Here is a 23,648-nt window from a genome sequence, read left to right as displayed (position 1 = left end):
AAGGCTATTCGGCAAGCGACTGGAGAATCTCAAGATCGGGATAAAAGGCCCGGGCGGCAAAGGCGAAGGTAATCTCGAACACCACCGGCTCGCCATCACGGGTCACCGTGACACTGCCGATATCGCGCCCTTCCGAGATCGTCCCCGTGTCGAGGGCCGAGGCCTGACCGGCTTGCCATGTGAAGCGATGATCCTTGTAGGTCAGGGGCGCATTGGCGTTGAGATGCGACAGCGCCACTGCCACGGGTTCTTCGCGCTGCACGATCACAACCCGTTCCATTGCCTCGATGTCCTCGGGCAGTTCGCCCCGAAACAGGAACGGGATCGGTGTCGAATCATAACGCACATAAGGGTTGCGACCGTTCACATTCAGCCGCGACGCCTCGGGTTGCAGCACCTGCCCGTCGGGGTGCTCGGTCTTGAAGTCGGCAAAGCTCATCAACAATGAGGGGATTGCATCGAGTTTGTCCCCCGCATGGACACCGACGATCCCCTCACCGGTGAATTGTTGCCACCAGCTCTGGGTCTTACGGTCATACATGATGAGATCGGAATGCCTGAGTTTGCCCGATGTGCCGAATGTCACCGGCTCGCCCGCAATCTCGCGGCGGAAGACAAGCGCGGTGTTGCACAAGGGGCAGTATGTCACCGCCACCGGCACACCGCCCACCGTGTCATTGACGATCTCGTGCCACATCATGATCCGCAGGGGATAGCCGCGGGCATCGCCGTCGATCTCGAGCGCGATCACCGGTTCCCGGTCCGGGATGTCGGATACCTCGCCCACCGGCGCGAAGCCCGGATCGTCGATGGCGGGGATATTGTCCCGTCCGATCACATTGACAATCTCGGTGAAATCGACGGTTGCGCGGGAGAAGTCGGTTTCCCAGCCTTCACCGGCCCAGCGCGTGTTCTGCGCCTGCGGCGGCAGCAGGTCCTGCGCCTGAATCTGAACCGGCAGCACCAGCGCCGCCATCGTCAGCACGACCAATCCCGCCTGCCAAGTCCGCATGCCGCTATCCTCCCTTTTCCGCCATTAGCGGCGAAGCAGCCGGAGGCGGCAAATCAAGGTGCCTCACGCCTCGGTGAGACGGGCATAGGCGCGCGGCAGCAGCGCGGGCAGGTCCGGGGTCACCAGATAGCCTGACAAATCGTCATGGGGTACGAAGGCGACGTCTGCCGCGTCGTCCGCCGCAACCGGTTCACCGCCTTCATATCGCGCCACGAACACCTCGAGGACATACCCGCCTTCGCCGGCGGCGAAGACCCCGAGCGAACGGGGGTTGGCAACCGCCAGCCCCGTCTCCTCCCGCAACTCGCGCAGCGCGGCCCCGGCTGTCGCTTCACCGTCTTCGATCCGGCCACCGGGAAACGACCAATAGTCGAGATAGGGCGCCTTGCCGCGCTTGACGAGCAGCACGTCGCGGCCCCGGAAAACGGCGATGGAAACACCATTGGGTTTCATGATGCTTGTCTTGCGGCGATATCGCGCCATTGGCAAGAACAGGATGGCCCGGCTATCGTCGTGCGCTGCCAAAGGACTGCCCATGTGCCCGCGTTTTGCTCTTGCCTTTCCCGCTTCGCGCCTGCGCGAGATGACCCGGATCGACAATCCGCTCGATTTTCCGCCTCGGTACAACATTGCACCCACCCAGCCTGTCGTGGCGATCCGGCGCGGCCCGAATAACGGGCGCGAAAGCCTGTTGGTGCGCTGGGGCTTGGTGCCGGGTTGGGTCAAGGATCCAAGCGATTTTCCGCTACTGATCAATGCGAGGGTCGAAAGTGCGGCAGAAAAGCCCAGTTTTCGCGACGCCATGAGCCACGGCCGCTGCATCATCCCCGCCTCGGGCTATTATGAATGGAAGAAGGGGCCAGGAAACCAGAAACAGCCCTTCTATGTCCATCCTGAAGACGGGGGGTTCTTTGCGCTTGCCGGCCTGATGACCAGCTGGGAAGGGCCCAATGGCGAGGTTGTCGATACCGCCGCCATCCTGACCCAGCCGGCCACGGGTGACCTAGCGAAGATCCATCCGCGAACCCCGGTCGCATTGCGCGCGCATCAGTTTGATCTCTGGCTCGACACTGCCAATATCCGCAAAAAGGAAGCGCTCACCGTGGTCGAGCCGATTTGGGACCTCGGCATTGTCGCCTTCCCCGTCGATCGCCGGGTTGGCTCCACCCGCGTCGAGGGTCCCGAGCTCATCCAGCCCATCGATCTCGACGCCGCCGGCACCGATGGCCCGCCACCCAGCCCCAAAAAACGCGCCGCTGCCGCCAAACCGGCCAAAGCCGCCAAGCTGGACAAGCCCGCCAAACCGAGCGGGCAGGGAGAGTTGTTCTAGGAAGCTAGTTGGTGTCGTCGGACCGTGTTGCTCATCCTTCGAAGTGCTCGGGATAAGGGCGGAGATGCAGCTTCAAGCCCTCACCCTGAGGTGCGAGGCGCAGCCGAGCCTCGAAGGGCGAGGGTGTCAGTATGCCGGATAGATCATCCTTTTACAGGCCAACGATGGGGGCTGTGGCTTGCCTTCTCACGGGCTGCCCCGGCCTCCGAGCCGGGGCCGCATCGAGTGCGGCACGACGGTCCCGGATCAAGTCCGGGACGGCGCGGAGGTTGAGGTAGCGACATGGCCAACGGTCAGGAGATCGCGCCTGCCTACCCCTCGATCACCTTGCCGGGGTTCAGGACGCGGTTGGGGTCGAGCACGGATTTGATCTGCCGCATCATGTCGAGTGCCACAGGGTTCTTGACCCGCGCCAACTGCCCGACCTTCATCTGGCCGATTCCGTGCTCGGCCGAGAACGATCCGCCCAGATCGGCGACAATGCCATAAATCACCTCGTGCAGGGCGTCGAAATGTGCCTTGAACTCGCCTTTTGCCATCGCGGCCGGCTGCACGAAATCATAATGCACATTGCCGTCGCCCAGATGTCCAAAGGCGACCGAGCGGATGCCGGGCACGAGCTTCTCGCAGGCTTCGTCACCCCGCGCGATGAGCTCTGGGACCGCTGTCACCGGCACCGAGACGTCATGCTTGATCGCATCGCCTTCCCGACTCTGGCATTCGGACATCGATTCCCGCTGCTTCCACATCAGTTCGCGATGGGTGAGGTTTTCCGCCAATGCCGCGTCGGTGACGACGCCTTCCTCAAACGCGGTTTCGAGCGCTGCCATCAGCCGGCCCGGCTCGTCCGCACCAAACAGGGAAATTTCCGCCAACACATGCCAGGGGCTTTCACTCGCTGCCGGGTCGCGGTCGATCAGTCCGTGCTTGAGTTGCAGTTCCACCCCGATCCGGGGAATGAGCTCGATGGAGGTCAGCCGGCTGCCTGCCGCCGCCTTGAGAATGTCGTGGAGACGGATCGCAGCCTCGGGGTCTTCCACGTTGATATAGGCGGTCTCGAACGCCTTGGGCCGCGGGAACAGCCGCAGAGACGCCGCCGTGATGATCCCGAGCGTGCCTTCGGCTCCGATCAACAGGTTCCGCAGCGAATAGCCGGTATTGTCCTTGCGAAGCGCCGAGAGGTCTTCATAGATCCGCCCGTCCGGCAACACCGCCTCGATCCCGAAACACAGATCCCGCGCATTGCCATAGGTCAGCGCATTCACACCGCCCGCATTGGTCGATAGCGTTCCCCCGATCTGTGCCGTGCCCTCCGAGGCGAGCGACAGCGGATAGAGCCGGTCGACGGCCTCGGCGGCTTGCTGCGCTTCATGCACGGTGACACCGGCCTCGCACACCATCACCCCGGCCACCGGGTCGACCCGCCGCACCTGGTTGAGATGCTTGAGCGCGAGGATGATTTCCTGGCCGGATTTGGGGACCTGGCCGCCCACGAGCCCGGTATTCCCGCCCTGGGGAATGATCGCGTGACCGGTCTCGTTCGCCCATTTGACGATTCGCTGAATGCTCTCGATATCGCGCGGGGTCACCACCGCCGCAGCGGGCGTGTGATAGAAGTGCCGGTGCTCATGGATATACCCCTCCATGTCCGCCCCGGGCGCAATTACGTCACGCGCATCGATCAGGCCGGCAAGGCTCTCAAGGATGCCGTTTCCTTCGATTTTGCTGTTCTGGTCTGTCATGGTGGGGGAAGATATGCAGGCTTGCTGAATCAGAAAAGCACAAACTTGCCGGGGGGAATGCCTTATGTCACAACCCGGCGAAACGCGATGCGAAAGGATACCGTTATGGCGGAAGGAAATCTGATGCAGGGCAAGCGCGGCCTGATCATGGGCGTGGCCAACAACCGCTCGATCGGCTGGGGCATCGCCAAGGCCCTGCACGCCCAGGGCGCCGAGCTGGCCTTCTCCTATCAGGGCGAAGCGCTCAAGCGCCGTGTCGAACCGCTTGCCGCCGAACTCGGGTCCGACATCCTTGTCGAATGCGACGTCACCAATGACGAGGCGATGGACGCCACCTTCGACACCCTCAAGCAAAAATGGGGCAAGCTCGATTTCCTCGTCCACGCCATCGGCTTCTCCAACAAGGAAGAACTCGAAGGCCGCTATATCGAGACAAGCGCTGAGAATTTCGCGCTGACCATGAACATCTCGGTCTATTCCTTCACTGCCGTCGCCAAGCGCGCCGAAGCGCTGATGACCGATGGCGGATCCATGCTGACCCTGACCTATCACGGCTCCACCAAGGTGACCCCGAACTACAACGTGATGGGCGTCGCCAAGGCCGCGCTCGAATGTTCGGTGCGCTATCTCGCCTCCGATCTCGGGCCGCAGAATATCCGCGTCAACGCCATCTCCGCAGGCGCCATCAAGACGCTGGCCGCCTCCGGCATTTCCGATTTCCGCACCATGCTGGCCTATCAGGAAGGCACTGCCCCCCTGCGCCGCAACGTCACCATCGACGAGGTGGGCAATGCCGCCATGTACCTGCTTTCCGACTTGGCGAGCGGTGTCACCGGCGAACTGCACTATGTCGATGGCGGCTACAACATCATGGGCATGGCGGTTCTCAAGGACAAGGACGGCGAATAGGCCCCGGCCTGCCGATTGATCATGACCATAGCAACGCGACCGGACATCTATTTCATCCGGCACGGTGAGACCGATTGGAATGCCGAAGGCCGCTATCAGGGCCAGCGCGATATTCCGCTAAACCCAAAGGGCCAGGCCCAGGCCGATGCCAATGGCCCGCTATTGCGTGACCTGATGGCGCACAACGGCCATGACCCGGCGGACTTCAACTGGCGCGCCTCGCCACTCGGGCGCACCCGCGAAACCATGGAACGGGTCAGGGCTGCCTTTGAGGGCGAATTGCCGGCCGTCGATCTCGATGATCGTCTGCTGGAGATCACTTTCGGGGTGATGGAAGGGCGGATGTGGCACGAGCTGGCCGCCGAAGGCGTGCCGGCCACCGGTGAGCGCGACGCGAGTTTCTGGCACTACCGGCCGGAGGGCGGAGAAAGCTATGCCGACCTCACCGAACGCGTGAAGCCCTTCGCCGCCTCGATTGACCGCCCGATGGTAATCGTCGCCCATGGCGGCATCATGCGCGCCCTGCGGCAGATCTTTTACGATGTGCCGGTGCTCGAGATCGTCAACTGGCCGACCCCGCAAGACAGCGTCATCCACTTCACCCCCGACCGCATGGTCATCCACGCCTCGGAGCTGGCCAACTCGGCCTGAGGCCGAACTCGGTCTGGGTGGCGCTGAATTCCTGGATGAACCTCGCCACATTCTCTGCGGTGAATCCGGCTTTCGCCGGGGTGACAGGTGGTTGTCTGTAGCAATTGCCTCATGCCCTCATCCTGAGCCTGTCGAAGGGCGAGGACGGGACGGGGGACCCTCCCTCTCCACCCTCGCGATTGACGGCATGGCCCGCGCTCCCTAGAACAGCGCGAACCCATTCGGCGGCCAACTGGACCAGTCTTTCATGTCCCACAATTCATTCGGCCATCTGTTTCGCTTCACCACCTGGGGCGAAAGCCACGGGCCGGCGCTAGGCGCGGTGGTCGATGGCTGCCCGCCGGGTCTGGCGATTTCCGAGGCCGATATCCAGCACCATATGGACCGCCGTCGCCCCGGCCAGTCGCGCTTTACCACCCAGCGCCGCGAGCCTGACCAGGTGAAGATTCTCTCCGGCGTGTTCGAGGACGAACGCACCGGCGGATTGCGCACCACGGGGACGCCGATCTCGCTGATGATCGAGAATGTCGATCAGCGCTCCAAGGATTATTCGGAGATCCGGGACAAGTACCGGCCCGGCCATGCCGATTTCACCTATCAACAGAAATACGGCATCCGCGACTATCGCGGCGGCGGGCGCTCTTCGGCGCGCGAAACCGCGGCCCGGGTTGCCGCCGGCGCCGTCGCCCGGCTCGTGATCCCGGATATCGTCATTCGCGCCTCGCTGGTGCAGATCGGCCCGCACAAGATCGACTATGCGAATTTCGACTGGGATGAAGTCGACAACAATCCCTTCTTCTGTGCTGATCCGGTCGCTGCTGAACACTGGGCCGAATATCTCGACGGTGTCCGCAAGGCCGGCTCCTCCGTCGGCGCCATCATCGAGGTCGTGGCCGAGAACGTGCCGGTCGGCCTCGGTGCCCCGGTCTATGGCAAGCTCGATCAGGATATCGCCTCGGCCATGATGAGCATTAACGCCGTCAAGGCGGTCGAGATCGGCGCCGGCTTCGAAGCTGCCGAACTGACCGGTGAAGCCAATGCCGACGAAATGCGCGCCGGTCCCGCCATGCCCTATTTCAAATCGAACAAGGCCGGGGGCATCCTGGGCGGCATTTCAAACGGCGATCCGGTTGTGGCACGCTTTGCGGTCAAGCCGACCTCCTCGATTCTAACCCCGCGCGAGACGGTGACCACCGAGAACCAGGACACGGACATCGTCACCAAGGGCCGTCACGACCCCTGCGTCGGTATTCGCGCCGTGCCGATCGGCGAGGCGATGATGGCGCTGGTACTGGCCGACCATTACCTCAGGCATCGCGGCCAGACCGGGCGCGAGGCGGGCATCGGCTTCCCGGCGGACGGCGAATAGAATGAGCGACATGACCGAAGACCAGAAGCGCGACGCTGCCGTCCAGGCAGCCATTGCTGCCATTGCGGCGGGCGAGATGGTGGTTGTCACCGACGATGACGACCGCGAGAACGAAGGCGACCTGGTCATGGCCGCCAGTGCTGCGACGGCGCAGAAAATGGCCTTCATCATCCGCCACACCTGCGGCATCGTCTGCGCGCCGCTGACCGCCGAGCGCGCCCGGGACCTGCATCTCGACCCGATGGTCGCCCAGAACGACGCACCGCTTTCGACGGCCTTCACCGTCTCGGTGGATTTTCGGCACGGCACGACGACCGGCATTTCCGCCGATGATCGCACGGCAACCGTCCGGGCGCTCACCAATGACAATGTCGGCGCCGCCGATTTCGCACGGCCCGGCCACATCTTTCCGCTGGTCGCCCGGCGCGGCGGGGTGCTGATGCGCTCGGGCCATACCGAGGCCGCGGTTGATCTCTGCCGCATGGCCGAACTGCCCGAAGTCGGGGTGATCTGCGAACTGGTCAATGACGATGGCACCGTCAAGCGCGGGCCGGACGTCAAGGCCTTCGCCGAAGAGCACAATCTGCGCTACGTGTCGGTCTCCGATATGATCGCCTATCGCCAGCGCCGCGAAAAACTCGTCGAGCGCGTCGGCAGCTTCCCGATGCAGACCGTAGTCGGCAAGGCAGTGGCCCATGCCTATTCGACGCCCTTTGATCGCGTGCAGCACCTGGCGGTGGTGATCGGCGATATCGGCGGATCGGATCCTGTGCCTGTGCGCCTTCAGCGCGAGAACATCGTCGAGGACGTGTTCGGCAAGCGCCAGTCGCTCGATGGCGCGCTCAAGGAGATCGCCGAGGCGGGCAGGGGCGTGCTTGTGTATCTGCGCGAAGGCACCGCCGGTGTCTCAGAGCATGGTGACAATGCCCGGCCTGCCTATGAAGGCCATGACAGTGCCAAGGCACGCGAAGAGGAATGGCGCGAGATCGGACTCGGCGCCCAGATCCTGAAGGATGTCGGCGTGCGCCGCATTCACCTGCTGGCATCCCGCAGCCGGCACTATGTCGGGCTGTCGGGTTTCGGCATCGAGATCGCGGATACCGAAATCTTCGACCGCGACTAACCCCTAGGCATTTCCATTGGCGTTATCGTCCGACCGGTTGTCCCCGGAGCCGGTCTTTGGCGGGCGCGGACCCGGTTTTCGCCGGCGCGGACGGGTGTTCTTGAGCGTGTCGCCAACCTTTCCCTTGGCACGGTCCTCCAGCCAGATGATCCACCCGTCGAGCCGCTCCCAGCGATATCGTGCGCGCTTGACCGCCCGGCGCGCCGTATTGCTCACCGAGATCAGCATGAACAACGAAAGCGCCATCAGCGGCACGCCGATCGGGATCGGGGTCGGCGCGGTGATGGCGCCAACCACGAAGATCATGAGGGCAGCGATGATGATGAAAAGCTTGATCATATTGGCCGGGCGAATGGAAACGACGTGCCATTGTGCGCGGCAAGCGTTAAGGATCAGGCTTTGCCGCACGCGAATGCCGCTATGAATTCGGTATTCCCGTCCCCGCCGTCAATGGGCGAGGGGGCAGTAATCAGATGCCGCCAGCCCTTCTCGGCCATGAAACCGATGACCCGGCTCACCGCGGCATCGATTGCGGTGCGGTCCCGCACGATGCCGCCCTTGCCGACATTCTCGCGCCCGACCTCGAATTGCGGCTTGATGAGAAGAACAGCCTCGGCCCTGGCCGCGCACAGCGCCAACGCCGCCGGGAGCAATTTTTCGAGTGAGATGAAGCTGGCATCGCAGACCAGCAAATCGGGCGGATCAGGGATCTCGGAACGGGTCAGGTTCCTGGCGTCCGTGCCTTCGAGTTCAATGACGGACGGGTTCTCCGCGACCTCGGGGTCGAGCTGGTCGTGCCCGACATCGACGGCAAAGACGCGGGCCGCACCGCGCTCGATGAGCACCTGGGTGAATCCGCCGGTCGAGGCACCAAGGTCAAGACAGATCCTGCCTTCAACCCCGATCCCTGCCGCATCGAGCCCGGCGATCAGCTTGAGTGCTGCCCGCGATACATAGCGCGACGCAGGATCCGCAATGGTGATTTCGTCGGCCTCGGTTACGTTCTGGCCGGGCTTGAGCGCCGCGCGGCCGTTGACCATCACCGTGCCGCGCCGGATTGCATCCGCCGCGCGCGCCCGGGAACGGGCGAGCCCGCGTTTCTCGAGCGCGACGTCGAGGCGCTGCCTATCCGGCATCGGTACCGGTCAACCGGCGTAACTTTGCAAGCGCCGTATCGCGGTTTTCGCCATAGGCAATCGTGCCGGCGAATTGCCCGTTCTCGTCGAGCATGAAGACGGTTGCCGTGTGATTGACGAGATAGTCGCTCGCCCCTTCGGCATCGACCTTCTCCGCGACAACGCCGTAGGCGGTCGAGATCTGGTCGATAGCGCTCTGGTCGCCGGTCAACCCGACCACTTCGCCGGGGAAGCTCGTCAGGTAGTTGGCAATGAGTTCCGGCGTATCGCGCTCGGGATCGACGGACACGAAAACGATCCTGAGATCGTCCGGGGTGAGATCGAGTTCGTTCCGCCACGTGGTCGATTCGAACAGGGTCGTAGGACAAACATCAGGACAGAAGGTGTAGCCGAAAAACATGAGTGTCGGCGTGCCCTTGAGGTCCTCATCGGTGAAGGTGCCGCCGCTCGCCATCTGAAGCGCAAATTCGCCGCCCAGCTGCCGGGGCACGACGGGCCGGCCCTCGACCTGACGCCAGACGAACAGAACTGTGGCCGCGACCAAAACGATCCCGACCAGCGACCAGAGAATCAGCCTGAGGCTGCGAAGGCTCACCGTGATGTATCCCCGACTGGAGTGCGATCAGTTGCCCGAAGTGTCGGTCACCGGCACTTCGACCTCGACCGAGCCGCCATCGGCGAAACCCAGAGACAGAATGATCGTGTCGCCGGGCTGCAGGGCATGGTCGAGCCCAATCATCATAACGTGCAGGCCATTGGGGCCGAATGTGACACTTTCGCCCGATGCTACCGGGATCATGTCGACCGCCCGCATATGGGCGACACCGTTCTGCATCACCGTTTCGTGCAGCTCCGCGCCTGAGGAGACATTGGTCGCTGCCGAGGTGAGCTGCCGCCCGGCGCCGTCATTGGAAAGCGTGAAGAACACCGCGGCATTGCGCATGCCTTCGGGCGCGCGCGGCGCATAGGCCCCACTCACGGTCAGCCCGCCGGCCACAACCTGCTCGTCTTGTGAAGCGGGTTCGGGGGCGGGTTCTTCTTCGACTGCCGGCTGGCTTGTTTCCACTGTGGCGCCTGCGTCGGCACTGTCTTCGGGCGGTGTGCCTTTCGGCACCAGCATGAAGATGACGATCGCGGCCAGGATGACCACAAGGGCAAGCAGAATGGCGACTGAGCGGTTCATATGACGTCCCCAGAAACTGTGTTCGCGCGTTGTCTTGCGCCTGGTATCCAAATAGCAGGCGCGCCGGCACAAGCCAGCGCTATATTAATCCGCGTCGAGCGGTTCGGTTCCCTTTGGCGTGCCATCCGCCCCGAGCGTGATCTTCTCGATGCGGGCTTCAGCGCTCTTGAGCAGCTTCTCGCAATGCGCCTTGAGCGCGGCGCCGCGCTCATAGATATCTATGGATTCCTGCAGCGGCGCCTGGCCGCCTTCGAGCTTGCCGACGATTCCTTCGAGTTCGCTCAGCGCATCCTCGAAGCTCAGCTTCGCGATATCGGCGTGTTTGTTCTCGGCCATACCCGTTCCTCAGCCAGTTGTCGTGCCTTTGAAGAGCATGTTGAGATGCGCTTCAACCCCGTCGGCGAGCCCTTCGAGGTCATATCCACCCTCAAGCAGGGACACCAGCCGGTTCGAGCATCGCCGCTCCGCGATATCCATGAGTTTTCCGGTGACCCAGGCGAAGTCTTGAGGCCCCCAGTCGAGCTGGGCCAGCGGGTCGCGGGTGTCGGCGTCAAACCCGGCCGAGACGAGGAGAACATCGGGGGAAAAGGCATTCAGCGCCGGCAGGATGCGATCATTATAGGCCTCGCGCATCGCCGATCCGTCGCTATGCGCGGCAAGCGGCACATTCACGATATTGCCGACACCGGTTTCGCTGGCGTCCCCGGTACCCGGGTAAAGAGGAGCCTGATGGCTGGAGGCGTAGAAGACGTCCGGCACGGTCTCGAAGATGTTCTGCGTGCCATTGCCGTGGTGAACATCGAAATCGACGATGGCCACACGCTCGGCCCCGTGTTTCTCGCGCGCCATATGCGCGGCAACGGCAATGGTGTTGACGAGGCAGAACCCCATCGGCTTGTCGCGCTCCGCATGATGTCCCGGCGGACGCATGGCGCAAAAGGCATTATTCGCCTCGCCCTGCATTACGCTGTCGAGCGCCGACAGCGCCGCGCCCAGCGCTGTACTCGCCACCTCGAGCGATTTTGGCGAGATATAGGTGTCCGGGTCGAGCTGGGCGATGCCCTCGGCGGGCCGGGTGGACAGAACCTGTTCGATGAAATGGGCGGAATGCACGGTTTCGGCCAAGGCATAATCCGCCGGTTCGACCTCGTGACGCTCGATCCCCTCGAACCGATCGCTGTCGAAAAGCGTCTTGAGTCGCTTCAAGCGGTCAGGTCGCTCCGGGTGACCGGGTGGGGTCACATGGTCGTCGCTGTTGGGCTGAACGTACAAAAGGGTGGTCAAGGCGCTGTCCCGGTTGCTTACCGTGTTCTTGACCTTGCGAAGCCCGCTTGTCAAACAGCGTCGATGAACACACCGGTCACCGCATCCCCTGAGGTTACCCTCGATCGCGCCGCGTCGATCCTGCGGCAGGGCGGGATTGTCGCCATGCCGACCGAGACCGTTTACGGCCTTGCCGCCGACGCAGCGAACGATGATGCGGTGCTCAGACTCTATGAGACCAAGGGCCGGCCGCGCTTCAATCCGCTGATCGCCCATTGTGCCGATCTTGAGATGGCGCAGGGCATCGCCGAGTTTCCGCCACTGGCGCTGAAGCTCGCAGAAGCGTTCTGGCCCGGCCCGCTGACCCTGGTGCTGCCGCGAAGGGCCGACGCGGCGCTGTCCGATCTCGTGACGGCCGGGCTGCCGACAATCGGGCTGCGCGTGCCCGACCACCCGGTTGCACAAGAGCTGATCGCCAGGGTCGGCATGCCTCTGGCTGCCCCCTCGGCCAACCCGTCCGGCCGGTTGTCGCCAACAACCGCAGATGCGGTGATTGAAGGCTTCGACGGTCAGGTGCCCGTGCTCGATGGCGGACCCTGCCATTCGGGCGTTGAATCGACCATCATCGCTGTCGATGGCGACATGCTGGTGCAATTGCGGCCCGGCGCCATCGCCCGCGAGGAGATCGCCAAGGTCACCGGCTTCGCCCCGCGCGATGCCGACCCCGAGGGCGGTATTCGCTCGCCCGGCATGTTGGCCTCGCATTATGCCCCCCGGGCCTCAATGCGCCTCAATGCGGAAAACGTTGGACCCGGCGAGGTCTTGCTGGCCTTTGGCGCTGAAGCACCCGCTCATGATGGGCCGATACTGAACCTCAGCCAGACCGGGGACCTTGCAGAGGCCGCGCGCAACCTATTCGCACATCTGCGCGCGCTCGATGCCTCGGGCGCCGACAAGATCGCCGTCATGCCGATCCCGGATCGGGGCCTCGGCGAAGCGATCAACGACCGCCTGCGCCGCGCCGCCGCGCCGCGCGGATGACCAGCGAGTTGTCTCCCGGAACTTCCGGGTGTGGTATGATCGGCGTTCTGAAAGGAGGACGCCATGTTCAAGGACCAGGCCTCTTCCGCGATGGCCCCGGTCAAGGATATCGGCAGGGCACGCGATTTCTATTCCGGCATGCTCGGGCTGGAACTCGAGGGCGAACCCTTCGAGACGGTTCTCACCTACAGGACGGGCGATACCCGGCTGATTGTCTATGTTTCGGAAGAAGCCGGCACCAATCGCGCCAACGCCGCCGTATGGGGGTGTGGAGACGATTTCGACGCGGTCATGAATCAGCTCGAGGCAGCGGGGGTCGTTTTCGAGCGTTATCCCGACCTGCCGGGCATGACGCTCGACGGCAATGTGCACAGTGCCGGTCCCATGCGCGGGGCCTGGTTCAAGGACCCTGATGGCAACATCCTGCATGTCAACAATATGTAGGCGCCGGCGCGCGGCCTAGTTGTCGCGCACCTTGTAGGTCTTCTGATCGCGCCAGAACCGCATCAGGCTCTCGAGATCCGCATCCCCGCCTTCGGGAAGGACGATATTGAGCCGGACCATCAGATCGCCCTTGCCCGCAAGGCCCTTGCCCTTGAGGCGCAGCGCCTTGCTGGTATCGACCCCGGCGGGAACGTTGAGTTCGACCGCGCCCTCGAGCGTCGGGACGCGGATCTTGCCGCCCAACACCGCTTCGTAGAGCGTGATCGGTACATCGACCCGCAAGTCATGTCCTTCCCGCCGGAAGCGCTTGTGGCGTTCCATCCGCAAGGTGACGATCGCATCACCGGGCTGCCCGCCGAGCGGGGAGGGGCTGCCCTGGCCCTTCAGACGCACCTGCTGGCCGTCTTCGGCATCCTTGGGCAGCTTGACCGAGAGCGTCTTGCCATTCTGCAGCCGCACCGGCACGGAGGCGCCCGAATGCACCTGCTCGAGCGTCACCTTGATCGAGGCCGTGAGGTCCTGACCCTTGGTCGAAGCAGCACCTGCGCCGGGACCGGCGCCGAAACCGGCACCTGCACCGGGCCGCGGGCCGGCGCCGCCCATGCCGGCGCCCGAAAAACCGCCCATGAACTCGCGCAGAATGTCTTCGGCCGAAAAGCCGCCCGGGCCGCCGGTCTGTCCGCCGGCACCACGCCGGGCGCGGGCCCCGCCGGCGCCGCCGCCCATTCCGCCACCCATGCCGGAAAAATCGAAGCCGGAGAACTTGGGATTGCCTTCGGCATCGATCTCGCCACGGTCGAACTGGCCGCGCTTGGTCTTGTCGGACAAAAGGTCATAGGCCGCCGTGGCCTCGGCGAATTTCGCCTGTGCCTTCGGATCGTCCTTGTTTTGGTCAGGGTGATAGGCCTTGGCCAGCTTGCGATAGGCCGATTTGATCTCTTTGTCGCCCGCAGACCGCGGCACACCCAATACGGTATATGGGTCGCGCATCGTATGTAATATCTGTGTGTTGTGGCCTGTTGCCAGGTCCTTTCTCTCGGCTCATATATGCGTATCGCCCTCCGCAATGTCCAGCGCGGCAAACTATCCCGCCTGCGCGGCAGCCCATTCCAAGCCCACCGGAGCCCGGACCATGATCGCCACCTCGACAATGGATCAAACCGCCAGTTTTCCTGATCTGTTTGCGGATGACGGGGCACAAAAACCGGATCCCTTTGCGGTTTTCGACGCCTGGCTGGCCGAGGCCGAACGGACCGAGCCGGACAATCACAATGCCATGTCATTGGCGACGGTCGACGCCGACGGGCTGCCCGATGTGCGAATCGTTTTGCTCAAGGCGCGGACCGATGAGGGCTTCACCTTCTTCACCAACTTCGAGAGTGCCAAAGGGCGCGAACTCCTGGGCCAACCCCGCGCGGCACTGAATTTCTACTGGAAATCAAGCGCCCGGCAGATTCGCATTCGCGGCACCGTAGAGCCTGTACCGGATGCTACCGCCGATGCCTATTTTGCCACCCGTCCGCGTGGCTCGCAGATCGGCGCCCATGCCTCGATCCAGTCCCGCGCGCTCGAAAGCCGGCAGGCGCTCATCGACCGGGTTAGGGACCTTGAAACCCGTTTCGAGGGCGCCGATGTGCCGCGCCCGGACCATTGGTCTGGCTTTCTGGTGACCCCGCTCTATATCGAGTTCTGGCAGAATGGCGAGTTCCGGCTGCATGATCGCCTGGTCTACCGGCGGGATGATTCCGGCGCGGATTGGGCCGTACAAAGACTGTTCCCTTGATTATCGCGGTGTGCCATCACTTCTAGGCTTCCCCTTTCTCGGGACGCTGGGGCGAAGTGAGGACGCAGTATGGAGCAACTCGACCCGCAAGTGCGGCGGATCAGGGGACAGTTTGCCGGTCTCAGAACACAGCTTCTGGGGCTCCTGACGGCTGGCTATCTGCTGTTCATTCCAACGATCGGCATCTATCGTTTCTGGCTCGTCACCCAGAAGCGCCGGTTCTACTGGTCGAATACCTTCATCGGTGGTGATCCGCTTGAATATACCGGCAATGCACGCGAACTGCTTTTCGGCTTTCTGCTGGCGCTGGTGATCTTCATCCCGATCTATCTGGTGCTCATTTATCTCGGCACCCAGAACCCGCAGGCCGCCGGGATCGGCACGATTGTCGTCGGCGTGCTGCTGTTCTTCCTGGCCGGTTTCGCGCTGTTCCGGTCCCGTCGCTACAGGCTGACCCGAACGCTGTGGCGCGGCATTCGGTTGCACCAGACCGGCAGTGCCTGGAAATACGCCTTCATGCGTTTCGGCTGGTACATCTTGCTGGCGATCACGCTCGGGCTCGTCTACCCTTTCATGTCCGCAAGCCTGTTCCGGTACCGGTTCAACAACACCTGGTTCGGCGACAAGCAGTTCTCCTTCTCCGGATCATGGGCCCAGATCGCCGGCCCCTTTTACCTGTTCTGGGTTCTCGGCGCGATCTGCATCGCTCTGATGGCCGAACAGGTTTTGTCCGACCGCGGCGGCGGACCGGGCGCCATCATCTGGCTTGCCGTTCTCCTCACCATCGTGGTGCTGGTCGCCATTCCTGTGATCGTCGCGCGGGAGCGCAGCCGGTTCATGTCGCGGCTCGCGATTGGTCCGGCGCGGCTCAGCGTGCATATCCGTGCCCGTTCGCTGATCGGCATGTATCTGGCCTATGTCGGCATGCTGATCGTGGCCTTCACGCTGGTCAGCATTGTCTTCGGAATGGTTGTAGGGGGCGCCGCCGCCACCTTTGGCACGGGCGAAACGGGCTTCGATGCCGAAGAACTGCTCGCCCAGTTCCAGCCCTATCTCGTGGTCCTGGGGATCTTCGCCTATCTCGGGATCATGGCAGTGATGGCAATCGTGGCCGAACTCTTCATCAGCTTCACCTTCTGGCGCATGATGGTGCGTAGCGCGACCATCGACAATGCCGAGTTTCTCGATGCGACCAAGGCATTGGGCGAAGAATCGCCAAGCTTCGGTGAGGGCCTTGCCGATGCGCTCAATGTGGGAGGCTACTGATGGCGGTGGTCGAAGCGCGATATTTCGACGGCGAGACCGCGCGTCCCCAACCGGTCACCGTAACGGTCACCGGCAGTTCCGCCGAATCCGGCTTTCTGACGATTGCCGACCCGGCGACCGGTCGCGAGATCGGGCGATGGCCGCGGTCTTCACTGCGCCCGGCTGCCGAGGCTCGCAATTGTGTTGTCATCGCTTCCTCGGATGCCCGCAACGCCAATGCCCGCATTGCCGTGCATGGCTTCGAGCAGGTTCAATCGTTCCGTCAGGCGCTGCCGACCCTGCGCCGCGCCAGCCATGTCGACCGGTTCGAGCAATTGCGATTCCTGGTCGTCTCGACCATGGCGCTGGTGGTTGTGATCGGCGCGTTCATCTTCGGGGTGCCGTTGATCGCCCGCCAGATCGTTGCGGTGATCCCGCCCGAATTCGAGGCTGATCTGGGCGACCGCGTGCTCGAACAGGTCGAGACCGTTTTCGGGGCCGAGGGCAGGGGGCTCGTGCAATGCGACCCCGACCCGAACTCGCCGGCCAATCTGGCCATTGCCCGGTTTGTCGACCGGGTGCTTGAGGACGTGGATACGCCGTTCGATGTCAGGGTCAGCGTGATCCGTTCGCCGATCCAGAATGCCTTCGCGCTGCCCGGCGGGCGCATCTTCTATTTTTCCGCACTGCTCAAGGCCTCGGACGATCCCGATGCCTTTGCCGGCGTGCTGGCCCACGAAATTGGTCATGTGGTCGAAAGGCACGGCATGGAGAATGCAGTCGCAACTGCGGGTTCAGGCCTGTTGGTGGCCCTGGTGCTCGGCGATGCCACAGGTCTGTCGGTCGGCGCGGTGGTCGGGCAGGCACTGATCGATTCCCGCTTTTCGCGGGAGGCGGAACGCTCGGCGGACAATTTTGCCATCGCGGCGGCCGACCGGCTCGGATTCGGTCTCGAGCCCATGGGCGACATGCTGGTCGATGTGGCCGGCGGTGGAGACGCTGAACGGGCCTTGTCGTTGCTCAGCTCTCACCCCCTGACCGACGAGCGCCGTGCGCTTTTCGCCAGTTTTTCGGATGGCGGCGAACCGGCCTTCACCGCCAAGGGCTGGAAGGCCATCCGGCGCATGTGCTCGGAGTAGCGGATCCATGGCCACGATATTGACCGGTGCAGACCTGGCGGGGAGCCCAAGCAGATGAGGCTGCCCGTCCGCATCTCGCGCCTATCAATCTGGGCCCGCCGCATCGCACGGCTGGTTTTGCCGGTGCTGGTGATCTCGATCCTGATGCACCGCGCGGGCATGCTGTCGTCCGAACTGTTCAACATAATTGCGCCCGTCACCTTGCTGGCGGGCATCGTGTCGCTCCTTCTGGGCCTGCTCGCATGGTCGCGGCTCTGGGTCACCGGAGACCGGGGATGGGGCGCGGCCAGCTTTGCCGTGGTCGTCGGTCTTGTGTGCGCCGTCCCGGCTGTCTCTGCGGCGGTCATGGGCCTGACCATGCCCATGGCGCGCGATGTTTCGACCGACTTTGACGACCCGCCTGGCATTGTCGGCACGCTGCTCTATCAGGATGCCCCTTCGGCAACCCCTGACGAAATCGCCAGCGCCTTTCCCGATGCGGTCACCCGCCATTACCCTATGGGTCCCTTGGCGCTCGAGGACCATGTGCGTGCCATTGCCCTTAACTGGGGCTGGCAGGTGATCGCCGAGGTCGAACCCGGTGAGACGGGTGGGGCAACGCGCCTCAACATGATCGACATGACGCTTTGGGGCTGGCGCGACGAAGTGGTGATCCGGCTCGCCGCGGAGCCCGGCGGTACGGCGCTCGACATGCGCTCGGTTTCATACGCAGCCGGGCATGACCTGGGCCGGAACGGTCAGCGGATCGAAGCCTTCTTGAAGGCTCTCGACGAACGCCTGGCCGAAGCCGAGCCCGCTGAACCGCCGGTTCCCGATGGGGAAACCGAGCTGGAGAGCGGTGCCGAGCCTCTGGCTGAAGAAGCGGACAACTAGGGCTTCGCGCGGCGGAACTTCTGCCAGGGCCCGAAACCGGCCACACCCACCAGCCCCTCATCCTTCAAATAATGCAGATGCGCCTTGAGCGTCATCAGTGCGGCAAGACGCGCGCCGGCATGGATGTCCGGATAAATGAGCGCCCGCAGTTCCCCGGCACTCATGGGGGCCTTGCCGAGGGCCGTGAGAATTTCGGTATTGCGCTTTTCGCGATGCGCCTTGAGCGCCAGCGCCTGCCGCTTCCCGTCGCGGATTTCCCCGCCATGGGCCGGCAGGTAATGGGTCTGTGAGATTGCCTGCAACCGGTCGAGCGAACTCAGATAGGGCGCAACCGCCCCGTCCGGATCGGCGATCACGGTCGAGGACCAGCCCATCACATGGTCGCCCGACAAGAGATAAGGCGTGCCGGCGAGAGCGAAACACACGTGATTGGCGCAGTGCCCGGGGGTTGAAACCACCCGGACCCCGAGCCCGTCGAGCCGGATCGTCTCGCCATCCAGGAGCGTCTGGTCGGGCGACAGGCCGGTATCCGAGGAACGGCCAACCGGATTGGGCTCGAATGGGCCGGTCTTGCGCGAGGGGCGGTGCGGGCCGGCAAACACGAGCGGCGCCTTTGTCCGGCGCTGCAACTCGAGAGCCAGCGCGCTGTGGTCCCTGTGCGTGTGGGTCAAAAGGATCGCATCGACCTTGCGGCCCTTGATGGCGCCGATCAGCGCATCGAGATGCGCGGGATCCTTCGGGCCAGGATCGACGACCGCCACCCGGGCATCGCCGAGGATGAAGCTGTTGGTGCCGGTAAAGGTAAAGGCGCCCGGATTATTGGCAATGACCCGCACAATACCCGCATCGATGCGCACCGGTTCGCCGGGCCGCGCGTTGAAATCGAGGCTGTAATGGGGTTCAGGCGGGGATGGGGACATTCAAGCCCGCACTTGCTTGCTTGGCCCCGGCATTCTAAGAACACCGGGTATTTCCATAATCAAAAGAGGGTCTCCCATGGCTCGCAGCAGTGCCCAATCCCAATCGTCTCTTGCCGCCGCCTTTATCCCCGATTCCGGGGTGGCGCGGCTGTTGACCTATGCCCTCCTGGCGGTCGCCGGTTCGATTGTGCTGTGGATTTCGGCGAAAATACAAGTGCCTGTCTGGCCGGTGCCGGTGACACTGCAGACCCTGGCCGTTGCCGCCATCGCTGCAGGCTTCGGTGCCCGCCTCGGCGTGGCCACCGTGGCGCTCTACCTGCTCCAGGGTGTTGCCGGCATGCCCGTCTTCGCCGGCGCCGCAGCTGGCCCGCTCTACCTGATGGGCCCCACCGGCGGCTTCCTGCTCGGCCATCTGCCCATGGCCTTGATCATCGGCCTGGCGGCTGACCGCGGCGCATCGCGCAACTTCATCGCGCTGTTCGGCGCCATGTTGATCGCCGATGCCGTCGTCTTCGCCTTCGGTTATGTCTGGCTGATCGCCCTTTCGGGGCAGGCCGGCTGGATCGACCAGTCCAACGTGCTGGCATCCGCCTTTGCCAAGGCCATCCAGCCCTTCATCGTCTGGGACATTCTCAAAATGGCCCTCGCTGCCCTCACGGTTGTTGGCGGCTGGCAGCTCTCCGCCTCGCGCAAGGGATGACCCTGACGGTCTATTCGGGCAATCAGCCCCGTGAATCACAAAGGCCGGCGTTCGCGCCGGCCTTTTCTTGTCAGGCCGACCTTTTTTGTCAGGGATGGGGTTGGGACAAACAAAAACGGCGGCCCGAAGACCGCCGTTTTAATGGTCGGAGTAGCAGGATTTGAACCTGCGACCCCCTCGTCCCGAACGAGGTGCGCTACCAGGCTGCGCTATACTCCGTCAGTGATGTGCGCCCGCAGCCTTGCAAAGCGGCCCCGGGCGAGCGGCTTTATATCGGCAAGCCCGCGCCGGTTCAAGCATTGGTTTTCCCTCAATTGGCGAGTGTTGCACAGCCCCGGCAAAGCAGCTATAGACCAGCCCGTCGCGCGGCGGGGATACCCGCTCAAAACGCGTTTTGGGGCGTCGCCAAGTGGTAAGGCAGCGGCTTTTGGTGCCGCCATTCGCAGGTTCGAATCCTGCCGCCCCAGCCACCCACACTGCACGATTTCCCTGTTCCCAAGAGTTTCCCTGAATAGCGCCGAGTTTTCGGTGGCTTGGGATTTACCGCGTCTGTCTGAGACCGCGTTGGGGGAGAGATTTGGCGCGATTTCAGGTGAATGTCTCAGAGCCGGCTTTGGGTCGGAGGGGTTTGCGGATTTCCCTGCTAACAGGGAAATTATCAGGGAATATTTTGTTTCGGGGCCTCTGAGATAAGGCGTTATGACGCTGAATCCTGAGTAATTTCAGTCGGTTATTGGATGTCAGGTTTGCTCACCGGAATGTCGGGCAGGGAATTAACAGGGAAAAGAGCAGGGAATTGATGGATTCCCTGCTGTGCCGATGGCGGTCGGTATGACCTCTGCGTCCGCGATCACTCTATGCTGGGACTGTGATTCCGACGAGCGTCGGGCGCCGCGATGGCTACCGAACGAGAGGGCGGTACACGGAACCGGCGTCTTGCCGGTCGATGGTTGAGAAACCGAAGCGTGTTTCCTGGGCCTGCCATTCGATGGGGATCCTGCGCTTCATAAGGGTCTCGAGCGAAAGGTCCGATGGCTGGGTGCCCGAGAGGATGGCCTCCTGGATACGGGGAGAGAGGAAGGCCAGCTTGATGCGTGTACTAACATAGTATTCCGCGTGACCCTCCGTCTCTGCAATCTGCTTCAGGGTCTCGCCCCTGCGGTGGCGGGCGAGCCAGCCATGGGCCTTCGCAAGGACCTCGATCAGCTTGCGATCAGGGGAAGGGGTTGTGATGGGGGAAATCAGCTTTGCCTCGACACCCCGGCGCCTGAGCTGAAACGATGCTGTGAAGGTCAGGACATCTTCCGAGAGCTGACCTGGGTCAATGTCGAGTGCTTTGCCGAGTTGATGCTCATCAAGTCGGGTCGTGATCTCGCCCTTTCCGAGGGTGATGCGGGCGACACAGGAGAGGAGGCCGGAGGGCTCTTGCGATATCTCCTGTGCCTTCCTGATCAGGGACGAGCCCGCGGCTGCGTCTGGAGCAATGGTGAGCCTGTGTTGTTGAGTGGCGGTGGTGAGATGGTTCGCCACTGAGGCAGCGACATGATCCTCGAGCGAGCCAGCTGGAAGTCGCAAGCCCCGTTGCCTTGCGTCTGACGCGACTCTGCCGGTGACCAGGTGACGCGAGACGTAGTAGCGATGCCGCTTGCCCTTTTTGCTGGCATGGCTCGGTGTCAGGCGTTGACCCTGCTCGTCAAACAGCTTGCCGATCAGTGGCGATTGGCGAGTCCGCGTTGGCGATGGGCCCTCTTGCGTTGATCGCTTGCGCGCTGAGCCGAGCTTGAGCTGATCCTGGACGTTGTCCCAGAGGTCCTTGTCGATAATCGGCTGATGCTGCCCCGGGAAGGTGGTCTGCTTGTGCCTGACAAGGCCGAGATAGGTGGGGTTGCGCAGCAGATAGTATATCTGACCCGTTGAGAACGGGTTGCCACCGACAGTGCTGCCGTCGCGTCGGCTGTGGATCTTCGATCTCAGACCTTCGCGGTTGGCTTGCTGGATTACCTTGTTGACGCAGCCAAGCTGTTGGTAAAGCGTGAACAAGCGGCGGACCGTTGAGGATTCGTTCTCGTTGATCACGAGGTGCCGCATCTGCGGATCCGGGTGTCGGTCGTATCCAAGGGGAATGGTTCCTCCCATCCACATCCCCTTCTTCTTGGAGGCAGCGATCTTGTCCCGGATCCGCTCTGCGGTCACCTCGCGCTCGAACTGGGCGAAGGATAGCAGCACATTGAGCGTCAGCCGGCCCATGGAAGTCGAGGTATTGAACGACTGGGTCACCGAGACGAAGGAACATTGATGGGCCTCGAAGGTCTCGACGAGCTTCGCGAAGTCGGCCAGCGACCGGGTGAGCCTGTCAATCTTGTAAACGACAACCATGTCGATGCGGCCGGCTTTGATATCGGCCATCAGCCTGACAAGGCCGGGACGGTCCAGTGTTCCTCCTGAGATCCCGCCATCATCATATCGGGTGTTGATCTGCCGCCAGCCTTCATGGTGCTGGCTCATGATGTAGGCCGACGCCGCTTCGAACTGGGCGTCGAGAGAGTTGAAGTCTTGCTCGAGCCCTTCCTCCGAACTCTTGCGGGTATAGATCGCGCATCGAATACGAGGCTGCCGAGCGGACGATGACCCTCGCCGGTTCGAGCTTGCTGGTGAAGCCCCCGCGTTCTCACCTCTCGCACGGCTTGGCGTGTCGGCCGAGTCATCAGCTACCTGCTTTGTCCCGGTCATGCCTTCCTCCGTGCGGTCAGGCCGAAGAAGCGTGGCCCTGACCAGTGGGCACCGGTGATCGCGCGGGCGACAGAGGACAGGGAGCCGTAGTGCTTGCCGTTCCATTCGGCTCCATGTTCGGTGACTTCAACCACGTGGCTGACGCCATTCCATTCGCGGATCAGGCGGGTCCCGGGTTGGACCAATGGTTGGCAGACGCGATGAGGAATCGAGGGTGTCTCGGTAGTCAAACCGCCGCCCTTCATATCGGCCGGGGAACCTGTCCCCATTGCCTCTGACCTGCCGAACTGCTTTTGCAGTGTGTTTAACTGCCGTTTGAGGCGGGCATTGAGCCCGCCTCGTTCTCGTGCCTGGATCTCGAAACCGATGACCGATCGCATCATGGTCTGGCTGAACCGATGCGGTGGTGGCGAGCCAAACAGTGACCGCCACACCGCCCCAAGCTCGGTGCGATCCATCATGTCCAGCCCAGCGAGGGCGACTAATGGTGTTCCGGTGCTCACTTCTTGCCCCGGGTCTTTGCGGCGGAGCGCGCCGAGCGTTTGCGGGAGGCCTCGGGGGCTTTGGCATCGGGCCCCTTGGACTTCGCCGTTTTTGAAGAGGACCGGCGACCGATCGCCCTTGTCTTCGTCGTCGGGTCCGATGCATTCGAAGCAACGTCCGTGATGGAGCCTGCAGCCTCCTCGTCGGCCGTAGGTTCAGCGGAGCTGCCAGAGGCGGGCGCAGGCACATTACTTGCTGCGACCGAAGTGGGAGAGATCGCATAGATGCTTTGATCCCCAACCCGCGTGCGGATGATCACGTGACCTTTCTTTTTCAATCCGGTCAGGGCCGCCCGCACCGAATGGCTCTGCCAACCTGTGCTCGCGCACAAGTTCGCAATGGATGTACCACCGGGTGACTGAAGTGCTTCAACGATCATCGCGGACTTGGACGCCCTGGTCAGCTTCGCTGATCCACTCGATGTGTTTTCTGCTGAAATTGCGTGTGAGGCACCCTTGCGATCCTTGCGCCCGCTTTCCGTGAGGTCGCTGCTGTTGCTGTCCATGTCCGGT

The 23,648-nt window shown here is 63.0% G+C and carries 26 protein-coding genes and 2 tRNA genes; 13 read left to right on the top strand and 15 right to left on the bottom strand.

Annotation, left to right across the window (positions count from 1 at the left end; all coding sequences use genetic code 11):
• Positions 1–4: 4 nt before the first annotated feature.
• Both G489_RS0113475 and G489_RS20590 read right to left on the bottom strand, forming a co-directional pair.
• Positions 5–1,012: a DUF3179 domain-containing protein gene (locus G489_RS0113475; RefSeq protein ID WP_035872790.1), complete on the bottom strand. Its 1,008-nt coding sequence runs from the start codon at positions 1,010–1,012 to the stop codon at positions 5–7.
• A 63-nt stretch (positions 1,013–1,075) separates the two neighbouring features.
• Entirely contained in the window at positions 1,076–1,465 is a 390-nt protein-coding gene (locus G489_RS20590; protein WP_169727625.1) for an NUDIX domain-containing protein, read from the bottom strand.
• An 82-nt stretch (positions 1,466–1,547) separates the two neighbouring features.
• On the opposite strand from G489_RS20590, the gene G489_RS0113465 reads away from it, so the two are divergent.
• Positions 1,548–2,342 carry an SOS response-associated peptidase gene (locus G489_RS0113465; protein WP_029041978.1) on the top strand — a complete coding sequence of 265 codons (795 nt, stop codon included), beginning with the start codon at positions 1,548–1,550 and terminating at the stop codon, positions 2,340–2,342.
• A gap of 311 nt (positions 2,343–2,653) precedes the next feature.
• On the opposite strand, the gene G489_RS0113460 is transcribed toward G489_RS0113465, so the two are convergent.
• Positions 2,654–4,084 (bottom strand): FAD-binding oxidoreductase, encoded by a 1,431-nt coding sequence (locus G489_RS0113460; RefSeq protein WP_029041977.1) that lies wholly within the window; start codon positions 4,082–4,084, stop codon positions 2,654–2,656.
• 105 nt (positions 4,085–4,189) lie between these two features.
• Here G489_RS0113460 and fabI point away from each other — a divergent pair, with 105 nt between their 5' ends.
• The 4 genes from fabI to ribB all read left to right on the top strand — a co-directional run bounded on the left by fabI (position 4,190) and on the right by ribB (position 8,136).
• Positions 4,190–4,993 carry an enoyl-ACP reductase FabI gene (gene fabI, locus G489_RS0113455; RefSeq protein ID WP_029041976.1) on the top strand — a complete coding sequence of 268 codons (804 nt, stop codon included), beginning with the start codon at positions 4,190–4,192 and terminating at the stop codon, positions 4,991–4,993.
• A 21-nt stretch (positions 4,994–5,014) separates the two neighbouring features.
• Positions 5,015–5,644 carry a histidine phosphatase family protein gene (locus tag G489_RS0113450; protein WP_029041975.1) on the top strand — a complete coding sequence of 210 codons (630 nt, stop codon included), beginning with the start codon at positions 5,015–5,017 and terminating at the stop codon, positions 5,642–5,644.
• A 247-nt stretch (positions 5,645–5,891) separates the two neighbouring features.
• Positions 5,892–7,013: a chorismate synthase gene (gene aroC, locus G489_RS0113445; RefSeq protein ID WP_029041974.1), complete on the top strand. Its 1,122-nt coding sequence runs from the start codon at positions 5,892–5,894 to the stop codon at positions 7,011–7,013.
• 10 nt (positions 7,014–7,023) lie between these two features.
• A complete protein-coding gene (gene ribB / locus G489_RS0113440; protein ID WP_029041973.1) occupies positions 7,024–8,136 on the top strand; it encodes a 3,4-dihydroxy-2-butanone-4-phosphate synthase in 1,113 nt (370 codons plus the stop codon).
• Positions 8,137–8,139: 3 nt separating this feature from the next.
• Here ribB and G489_RS20585 read toward each other — a convergent pair whose 3' ends face one another.
• From G489_RS20585 to G489_RS0113410, 6 genes are all read right to left on the bottom strand, one after another.
• Complete coding sequence (locus tag G489_RS20585) at positions 8,140–8,475, bottom strand: hypothetical protein (protein WP_051332643.1); 336 nt, start codon at positions 8,473–8,475, stop codon at positions 8,140–8,142.
• Positions 8,476–8,528: 53 nt separating this feature from the next.
• Complete coding sequence (locus G489_RS0113430; protein ID WP_029041972.1) at positions 8,529–9,272, bottom strand: TlyA family RNA methyltransferase; 744 nt, start codon at positions 9,270–9,272, stop codon at positions 8,529–8,531.
• Positions 9,262–9,867 (bottom strand): SCO family protein, encoded by a 606-nt coding sequence (locus tag G489_RS0113425; protein ID WP_051332642.1) that lies wholly within the window; start codon positions 9,865–9,867, stop codon positions 9,262–9,264. The genes G489_RS0113430 and G489_RS0113425 overlap by 11 nt, the downstream gene beginning before the upstream one ends.
• A gap of 27 nt (positions 9,868–9,894) precedes the next feature.
• Positions 9,895–10,455, bottom strand: coding sequence for a copper chaperone PCu(A)C (locus G489_RS21970; RefSeq protein WP_051332641.1), 561 nt, complete (start codon positions 10,453–10,455; stop codon positions 9,895–9,897).
• An 84-nt stretch (positions 10,456–10,539) separates the two neighbouring features.
• Positions 10,540–10,791, bottom strand: a complete 252-nt coding sequence (locus G489_RS0113415; RefSeq protein WP_029041970.1) for an exodeoxyribonuclease VII small subunit — start codon at positions 10,789–10,791, stop codon at positions 10,540–10,542.
• Between the two features lie 9 nt (positions 10,792–10,800).
• Positions 10,801–11,739, bottom strand: coding sequence for a histone deacetylase family protein (locus tag G489_RS0113410; RefSeq protein WP_051332717.1), 939 nt, complete (start codon positions 11,737–11,739; stop codon positions 10,801–10,803).
• Positions 11,740–11,802: 63 nt separating this feature from the next.
• On the opposite strand from G489_RS0113410, the gene G489_RS0113405 reads away from it, so the two are divergent.
• Both G489_RS0113405 and G489_RS0113400 read left to right on the top strand, forming a co-directional pair.
• Positions 11,803–12,759 (top strand): L-threonylcarbamoyladenylate synthase, encoded by a 957-nt coding sequence (locus G489_RS0113405; protein ID WP_029041968.1) that lies wholly within the window; start codon positions 11,803–11,805, stop codon positions 12,757–12,759.
• Between the two features lie 63 nt (positions 12,760–12,822).
• Entirely contained in the window at positions 12,823–13,203 is a 381-nt protein-coding gene (locus G489_RS0113400; protein ID WP_029041967.1) for a VOC family protein, read from the top strand.
• A 15-nt stretch (positions 13,204–13,218) separates the two neighbouring features.
• Here G489_RS0113400 and G489_RS0113395 read toward each other — a convergent pair whose 3' ends face one another.
• The gene (locus tag G489_RS0113395) at positions 13,219–14,193 is read right to left on the bottom strand and encodes a DnaJ C-terminal domain-containing protein (protein ID WP_029041966.1); all 975 of its coding nucleotides are present in this window, start codon (positions 14,191–14,193) and stop codon (positions 13,219–13,221) included.
• A 142-nt stretch (positions 14,194–14,335) separates the two neighbouring features.
• On the opposite strand from G489_RS0113395, the gene pdxH reads away from it, so the two are divergent.
• From pdxH to G489_RS0113375, 4 genes are all read left to right on the top strand, one after another.
• Positions 14,336–14,986 carry a pyridoxamine 5'-phosphate oxidase gene (pdxH, locus tag G489_RS0113390; protein ID WP_245578920.1) on the top strand — a complete coding sequence of 217 codons (651 nt, stop codon included), beginning with the start codon at positions 14,336–14,338 and terminating at the stop codon, positions 14,984–14,986.
• 69 nt (positions 14,987–15,055) lie between these two features.
• The gene (locus G489_RS0113385) at positions 15,056–16,252 is read left to right on the top strand and encodes a YjgN family protein (protein ID WP_029041964.1); all 1,197 of its coding nucleotides are present in this window, start codon (positions 15,056–15,058) and stop codon (positions 16,250–16,252) included.
• The gene (locus G489_RS21965; RefSeq protein ID WP_051332640.1) at positions 16,252–17,370 is read left to right on the top strand and encodes a M48 family metallopeptidase; all 1,119 of its coding nucleotides are present in this window, start codon (positions 16,252–16,254) and stop codon (positions 17,368–17,370) included. The genes G489_RS0113385 and G489_RS21965 overlap by 1 nt, the downstream gene beginning before the upstream one ends.
• 54 nt (positions 17,371–17,424) lie before the next feature.
• Entirely contained in the window at positions 17,425–18,243 is an 819-nt protein-coding gene (locus G489_RS0113375) for a DUF1499 domain-containing protein (protein WP_029041963.1), read from the top strand.
• Here G489_RS0113375 and G489_RS20570 read toward each other — a convergent pair.
• Positions 18,240–19,163 (bottom strand): MBL fold metallo-hydrolase, encoded by a 924-nt coding sequence (locus G489_RS20570; protein ID WP_051332639.1) that lies wholly within the window; start codon positions 19,161–19,163, stop codon positions 18,240–18,242. The genes G489_RS0113375 and G489_RS20570 overlap by 4 nt on opposite strands.
• 76 nt (positions 19,164–19,239) lie before the next feature.
• Here G489_RS20570 and G489_RS0113365 point away from each other — a divergent pair, with 76 nt between their 5' ends.
• Positions 19,240–19,863 (top strand): biotin transporter BioY, encoded by a 624-nt coding sequence (locus tag G489_RS0113365; protein WP_029041962.1) that lies wholly within the window; start codon positions 19,240–19,242, stop codon positions 19,861–19,863.
• Positions 19,864–20,005: 142 nt separating this feature from the next.
• Here the strand turns inward: G489_RS0113365 and G489_RS0113360 are convergent.
• Positions 20,006–20,082 (bottom strand) — tRNA-Pro (locus G489_RS0113360).
• Positions 20,083–20,258: 176 nt separating this feature from the next.
• Between G489_RS0113360 and G489_RS0113355 the strand changes: the two genes are divergently transcribed.
• Positions 20,259–20,333 (top strand) — tRNA-Gln (locus G489_RS0113355).
• A 430-nt stretch (positions 20,334–20,763) separates the two neighbouring features.
• Here the strand turns inward: G489_RS0113355 and G489_RS20565 are convergent.
• Genes G489_RS20565 through G489_RS21960 form a run of 3 tightly spaced genes read right to left on the bottom strand, consistent with a single transcriptional unit; the run spans position 20,764 to position 23,641 of the window.
• A complete protein-coding gene (locus tag G489_RS20565; RefSeq protein WP_081691581.1) occupies positions 20,764–22,593 on the bottom strand; it encodes a recombinase family protein in 1,830 nt (609 codons plus the stop codon).
• On the bottom strand, positions 22,590–23,096 hold the full coding sequence (locus G489_RS0113345; protein WP_281173317.1) for a DUF2924 domain-containing protein: 507 nt from the start codon (positions 23,094–23,096) through the stop codon (positions 22,590–22,592). The genes G489_RS20565 and G489_RS0113345 overlap by 4 nt, the downstream gene beginning before the upstream one ends.
• The gene (locus G489_RS21960) at positions 23,093–23,641 is read right to left on the bottom strand and encodes a DUF3489 domain-containing protein (RefSeq protein WP_051332637.1); all 549 of its coding nucleotides are present in this window, start codon (positions 23,639–23,641) and stop codon (positions 23,093–23,095) included. The genes G489_RS0113345 and G489_RS21960 overlap by 4 nt, the downstream gene beginning before the upstream one ends.
• Between the last annotated feature and the right edge of the window lie 7 nt (positions 23,642–23,648).

The sequence above is a fragment of the Cucumibacter marinus DSM 18995 genome, assembly GCF_000429865.1.
In the GTDB taxonomy this organism is placed as follows: Bacteria; Pseudomonadota; Alphaproteobacteria; order Rhizobiales; family Devosiaceae; genus Cucumibacter; species Cucumibacter marinus.
Note: the sequence above shows the minus strand (reverse complement) of the source record. Positions and strands in the feature narration are given on the sequence as shown.

Excerpts from the sequence above, each read along its gene's own strand:
- G489_RS0113475 (WP_035872790.1), bottom strand. The coding sequence starts at position 1,012 with ATGCGGACTTGGCAGGCGGGATTGGTCGTGCTGACGATGGCGGCGCTG.
- G489_RS20590 (WP_169727625.1), bottom strand. The coding sequence starts at position 1,465 with ATGAAACCCAATGGTGTTTCCATCGCCGTTTTCCGGGGCCGCGACGTG.
- G489_RS0113465 (WP_029041978.1), top strand. The coding sequence starts at position 1,548 with ATGTGCCCGCGTTTTGCTCTTGCCTTTCCCGCTTCGCGCCTGCGCGAG.
- G489_RS0113460 (WP_029041977.1), bottom strand. The coding sequence starts at position 4,084 with ATGACAGACCAGAACAGCAAAATCGAAGGAAACGGCATCCTTGAGAGC.
- fabI (WP_029041976.1), top strand. The coding sequence starts at position 4,190 with ATGGCGGAAGGAAATCTGATGCAGGGCAAGCGCGGCCTGATCATGGGC.
- G489_RS0113450 (WP_029041975.1), top strand. The coding sequence starts at position 5,015 with ATGACCATAGCAACGCGACCGGACATCTATTTCATCCGGCACGGTGAG.
- aroC (WP_029041974.1), top strand. The coding sequence starts at position 5,892 with ATGTCCCACAATTCATTCGGCCATCTGTTTCGCTTCACCACCTGGGGC.
- ribB (WP_029041973.1), top strand. The coding sequence starts at position 7,024 with ATGACCGAAGACCAGAAGCGCGACGCTGCCGTCCAGGCAGCCATTGCT.
- G489_RS20585 (WP_051332643.1), bottom strand. The coding sequence starts at position 8,475 with ATGATCAAGCTTTTCATCATCATCGCTGCCCTCATGATCTTCGTGGTT.
- G489_RS0113430 (WP_029041972.1), bottom strand. The coding sequence starts at position 9,272 with ATGCCGGATAGGCAGCGCCTCGACGTCGCGCTCGAGAAACGCGGGCTC.
- G489_RS21970 (WP_051332641.1), bottom strand. The coding sequence starts at position 10,455 with ATGAACCGCTCAGTCGCCATTCTGCTTGCCCTTGTGGTCATCCTGGCC.
- G489_RS0113415 (WP_029041970.1), bottom strand. The coding sequence starts at position 10,791 with ATGGCCGAGAACAAACACGCCGATATCGCGAAGCTGAGCTTCGAGGAT.
- G489_RS0113405 (WP_029041968.1), top strand. The coding sequence starts at position 11,803 with ATGAACACACCGGTCACCGCATCCCCTGAGGTTACCCTCGATCGCGCC.
- G489_RS0113400 (WP_029041967.1), top strand. The coding sequence starts at position 12,823 with ATGTTCAAGGACCAGGCCTCTTCCGCGATGGCCCCGGTCAAGGATATC.
- G489_RS0113395 (WP_029041966.1), bottom strand. The coding sequence starts at position 14,193 with ATGCGCGACCCATATACCGTATTGGGTGTGCCGCGGTCTGCGGGCGAC.
- pdxH (WP_245578920.1), top strand. The coding sequence starts at position 14,336 with ATGATCGCCACCTCGACAATGGATCAAACCGCCAGTTTTCCTGATCTG.
- G489_RS0113385 (WP_029041964.1), top strand. The coding sequence starts at position 15,056 with ATGGAGCAACTCGACCCGCAAGTGCGGCGGATCAGGGGACAGTTTGCC.
- G489_RS21965 (WP_051332640.1), top strand. The coding sequence starts at position 16,252 with ATGGCGGTGGTCGAAGCGCGATATTTCGACGGCGAGACCGCGCGTCCC.
- G489_RS0113375 (WP_029041963.1), top strand. The coding sequence starts at position 17,425 with ATGAGGCTGCCCGTCCGCATCTCGCGCCTATCAATCTGGGCCCGCCGC.
- G489_RS20570 (WP_051332639.1), bottom strand. The coding sequence starts at position 19,163 with ATGTCCCCATCCCCGCCTGAACCCCATTACAGCCTCGATTTCAACGCG.
- G489_RS0113365 (WP_029041962.1), top strand. The coding sequence starts at position 19,240 with ATGGCTCGCAGCAGTGCCCAATCCCAATCGTCTCTTGCCGCCGCCTTT.
- G489_RS20565 (WP_081691581.1), bottom strand. The coding sequence starts at position 22,593 with ATGACCGGGACAAAGCAGGTAGCTGATGACTCGGCCGACACGCCAAGC.
- G489_RS21960 (WP_051332637.1), bottom strand. The coding sequence starts at position 23,641 with ATGGACAGCAACAGCAGCGACCTCACGGAAAGCGGGCGCAAGGATCGC.